Annotated in this window: 2 protein-coding genes and 1 pseudogene; 1 reads left to right on the top strand and 2 read right to left on the bottom strand. The window is 70.8% G+C overall.

The window, feature by feature from the left end; all coding sequences use genetic code 11:
* On the top strand, window positions 1–902 hold a 902-nt coding region (locus I5I_RS02735; RefSeq protein ID WP_036316215.1), incomplete at its 5' end, for a CPBP family intramembrane glutamic endopeptidase.
* Between the two features lies 1 nt (window position 903).
* On the opposite strand, the pseudogene I5I_RS02730 reads toward I5I_RS02735, so the two are convergent.
* Window positions 904–2,548 (bottom strand): annotated as a pseudogene (locus I5I_RS02730) (DNA repair helicase XPB).
* Window positions 2,549–2,618: 70 nt separating this feature from the next.
* A partial coding sequence (locus tag I5I_RS02725) for a helicase-associated domain-containing protein (RefSeq protein WP_036316214.1) occupies window positions 2,619–4,236 on the bottom strand: 1,618 nt, incomplete at its 5' end.

The following is a 4,236-nucleotide window of genomic DNA, read 5'->3' as shown; positions in this document are numbered from 1 at the left end:
GCCTCGCCTTTCACCGCCTGATCTTTGCGCGGCGGCGTTCGGGCTGGTGGACCCCGCTGGTGACCGGCATCCTGGGACTCGCGATCTACCTCGGGTTCCTCGTGTTCGTCATGGTCGTCATCGGGATCGCGCTCTTCCGCGACTCGGCGCGCCTGGACGACCTCGCGCGCCTCGGTCAGTCGGGCGGCGTCGACATGGGCGACCCCCTCATGGTCGCGATCCTGCTCGGCACGATCGCCCTCATGCTTCCGGCCTACATCCTCGCGTCACTGATCGTGAACGGCCGACGGGTCGGACTCGTCTCCTCCGCCGCGGGGCGGCTGCGCTGGCGGTGGATGCTGCTCTGCGGCGCGCTCGCCGTCGTCGTGTCGGTCGTGCTGACAGCGGTGGGCTTCCTCCTTCCTGGCGGGATGGAAGAACCCGGCGCGGGCGGCCCCGCCCCCACCTGGCCGATCACGCTGCTGATCGTGCTGCTGCTCGTGCCCGTGCAGGCGGCGGCGGAGGAATACATCTTCCGCGGGTACCTCATGCAGAGCATCGGGCGCTGGCTGCGGCATCCGGCGTTCGCGATCCTCCTGCCGGTGCCGCTGTTCGTCCTCGGCCACGGCTACGACCTGCTCGGTCAGATCGGCGTCGGCCTGTTTGCCGTCGCTGCCGGCTGGCTCACGTGGCGCACCGGAGGACTGGAGGCGGCGATCGCCCTGCACGTCGTGAACAACCTCTCGGCGTTCCTGCTCTCGCTCGCCTCCGGCTCCAGCCCCACCGAGAGTACGACGGGACTGGTCAGCTTTCTGTGGTCGTTCCTGCTGATCGCCGGGTACGTCGCGCTCGTCGAGTGGATGCTGGCGCGTCGGCCGCTGCCGCGCACGCTCGTCCTGCCGCCACCGGCTCCGGTGTGGTGAGCTACGCGGCGGCGATGCCCTCGGCATCCAGGATCGTGTAGCTGTAGCCCTGCTCGGCGAGGAAGCGCTGCCGGTTCTGCGCGAAGTCCTGGTCGACCGTGTCGCGCGCGATGAGCGTGTAGAAGCTCGCCGTGTGCCCGTTCGACTTCGGACGCAGCAGTCGTCCGAGCCGCTGCGCCTCCTCCTGGCGCGAGCCGAACGATCCCGACACCTGGATCGCAACCGAGGCGTCGGGCAGATCGATCGAGAAGTTCGCGACCTTCGAGACGACGAGGACAGGCAGGCGCGCCTCGCGGAAGGCGGCGAACAGCTCCTCGCGCTCGTCCACGGGCGTCGCTCCGGTGATCTTCGGTGCGTCCAGAGCCTCGGACAGCACGTCGATCTGATCGAGATACTGGCCGATGACGAGGATCTGCTCTCCCGCGTGACGGGCGACGAGATCCTTCACCACACCGATCTTCGCGTGGGCCGTGGCGGCGAGACGGTAGCGCTCGTCGTCGGCGGATGCCGCGTACTCCATGCGGTCGGACGGCGGGAGGTCGACGCGCACCTCGTAGCAGACGGCCGGAGAGATGAAGCCCTGGGCCTCGATCTCCTTCCACGGAGCATCGAAGCGCTTGGGGCCGATGAGGCTGAAGACGTCCCCTTCGCGCCCGTCCTCTCGGACGAGCGTCGCGGTGAGTCCGAGCCGGCGACGCGCCTGCAGGTCGGCGGTGAGCTTGAAGACCGGTGCGGGAAGCAGATGCACCTCGTCGTAGACGATGAGGCCCCAGTCCAGCGCATCCAGGAGCGCGAGGTGCGCGTACTGGCCCTTTCGCTTCGCCGTGAGGATCTGATAGGTCGCGATGGTGACCGGCTTGATCTCCTTGGTCTGACCCGAGTACTCGCCGATCTCCTCGGGGGTCAGCGTCGTGCGCTTGAGCAGCTCGTCGCGCCACTGGCGCGCGCTGACGGTGTTGGTGACGAGGATGAGGGTCGTCGTCTTCGTCTCGGCCATCGCCGCGGCCCCCACGAGCGTCTTGCCGGCGCCGCAGGGAAGCACGACGACACCCGAGCCGCCCTCGCTGAAGATGTCGACGGCCTGGCGCTGATACGGACGCAGGGTCCACCCGTCCTCGTGCAGATCGATCTCGTGCGGCGTGCCGGGAGTGTAGCCGGCGTGATCCTCCGCCGGCCAGCCGATCTTTCAGCAGTTCCTGCTTGATGTGCCCGCGCGCCCAGGCGTCGACCACGTACGTGTCGGGGGAGGGGTGGCCGATCAGCAGGGGCTGGATGCGCTTGTTCTTCGCCATCTCGGCAAGAACCGCGGGGTCGGAGCCTCGCAGCACGAGTGCGCCCTCGGCATCCCGCTCGATGACCAGACGTCCGTAGCGGTTCACCGTCTCACGGATGTCGATCGACACCGAGGCGGGCACGGGGAAGCGCGACCAGCGGTCGAGGGTGGCCAGCATGTCGTCGGCGCTGTGCCCCGCGGCGCGCGCGTTCCAGAGCCCCAGCCGGGTGACCCGGTAGGTGTGGATGTGCTCGGGTGCGCGCTCGAGCTCGGCGAAGATGGCGAGCTCGTGGCGCGCCGTCTCCGCTTGGGGGTGCGCGACTTCGAGCAGCACGGTGCGGTCGCTTTGCACGATGAGGGGGCCGTCAGCCATAGCGTCCCAGTCTACCGACCTCGCAGCGGCGGGGGCTCGCGTCGCCAGCCGTGCGTGCGCGTGCGGCCGGTCAGAGGGGGCGGATGCCGCTGATGCTGGATACCGGCAGGGTGCGCTCCACATCGACCGCCCGGTCGAGTCCCCGCAGTCGTCCGCCGCCGAGGCCGGTCGCCTCGATCGTGAACTCGCGCTCGGTGCCGTCGGGCATGCGGACGGCGACGACGATGGTGGCGCGCGCCTTGACCGCGTGATCCAGTTCGCGGCCGAGCCAGGCCGCGTCGGCATCGCCAGCGGGCGCGGCGCGCAGTCGTGCGAGGAGCGCGGCATACGTGTCGCGCGCGGGCGCGGGCTGCGACGGCGACGGCGCCAGGCGGTGGCGGTCGAGTCGGCGGCGCTCGCCGTCGGCATCCACCGCGACGACCGGGTAGCGGGCGTCGGCGATCATCCAGAACGCGGTATCGACTCCGCTGCGGGTCACGAGTGCGTCGGCATCCGGTATCAGCCCGAGGGGACGCAGCGCCTGGTCGACGGCGAGGGTGCGCAGCAGGGCCTCGTCGTCGCTCGAGACCCGGGTGCGACCCTCCTGGTCGGGGCCGACGCGGACCATTCCGTGCGTGCGCGCCGTGCGTTCGATCTCGTACGCCAGCGGCTGGGGCACACCGGTGAGCGACAAGTCGGAGAGGAAGGCGCGCAGCGACGCGGCGCTCTCGCCCGCCGTGAGTGCATCGGCGATGCTCTCTGCGGTGAAGCGGTAGCTCGACGCCTGTGCGCGCGACTCCCGTCGCGCCATGGAGCGCAGTCGCATGTCGAGGTGCGGCGAGAGAGGTCCGGGCGCAATCGCGGTCAGATCGTTCTGCAGGTACACCCTGTCGACCTCGCTGGGCAGCAGCCGCGCGAGGGTGTCGAGGGCGGCGGTCGGGAACGGCGATCCCGCGCCGTCGAGGAATGCACCCCGCGCCCACGAGGTGGGGCGCCCAGTGTCGTCGAGGACGCCCCAGCGTCGCAGGAGCCCACGAAGATCCGCCGCTGTCTCTGGCCAGAGCACGTCCCACGGGTAGGCCTGCGCCCACGCGGCGGGCGCGATCCAGCCGCCGGTCGGTCGCCGCAGTCCGCGCGGCAGCCCTTCGAGGAACGCGGTGGCGACGGCGCTCCACCGTGCGATCGTGTCGGAGTGCAGCCACTGAGCACCCGCGGGCGTCACGAGCCAGCTCTTGTCCTGACCCGACAGCAGACCCGTCCGCTCGGCGATCTCGACGAGGTCATCGGCGGTGGCGCCGTCGTCGACGATCCCGTCCTCCATCAGGCGGCGGCGGTCGGCGGCCCCGAGCGCTCCGGAACCGATGCGGCCGAACGGGTGCGTGAGCGCAGCATGCAGGATGTCGCCGAGTGAGCCGAGCGAGGAGAACGCCCGCTCGGCGGCAGCGGCGTCGTCCGGCCGTGCCGCGGCATCCGTGTCCTCGGCTTCGTCGACGTCGGCCGCGGGCGTCGATGCCGCGGCGAGGGCCGTCAGTGCGGTCGACACCGCCTCGTACATCACTCCCTGCTCGTCGACGAGCGCCAGCTGCTGCAGCCGCGAGCGGGCAGGGTCGTCCGTGTCGACGGCGGCATCGGCGAGGGCGGAGATCTCGCCCGAGGTCAGGCCCCGCAGGGCGCGCTCGATCGACGAGGGCTTCAGAAGCGCCTCGGCG

Source organism: Microbacterium sp. B24 (genome assembly GCF_000333415.1).
Lineage (GTDB): Bacteria > Actinomycetota > Actinomycetes > Actinomycetales > Microbacteriaceae > Microbacterium.
This window is presented reverse-complemented; position numbering and strand designations above follow the sequence as displayed.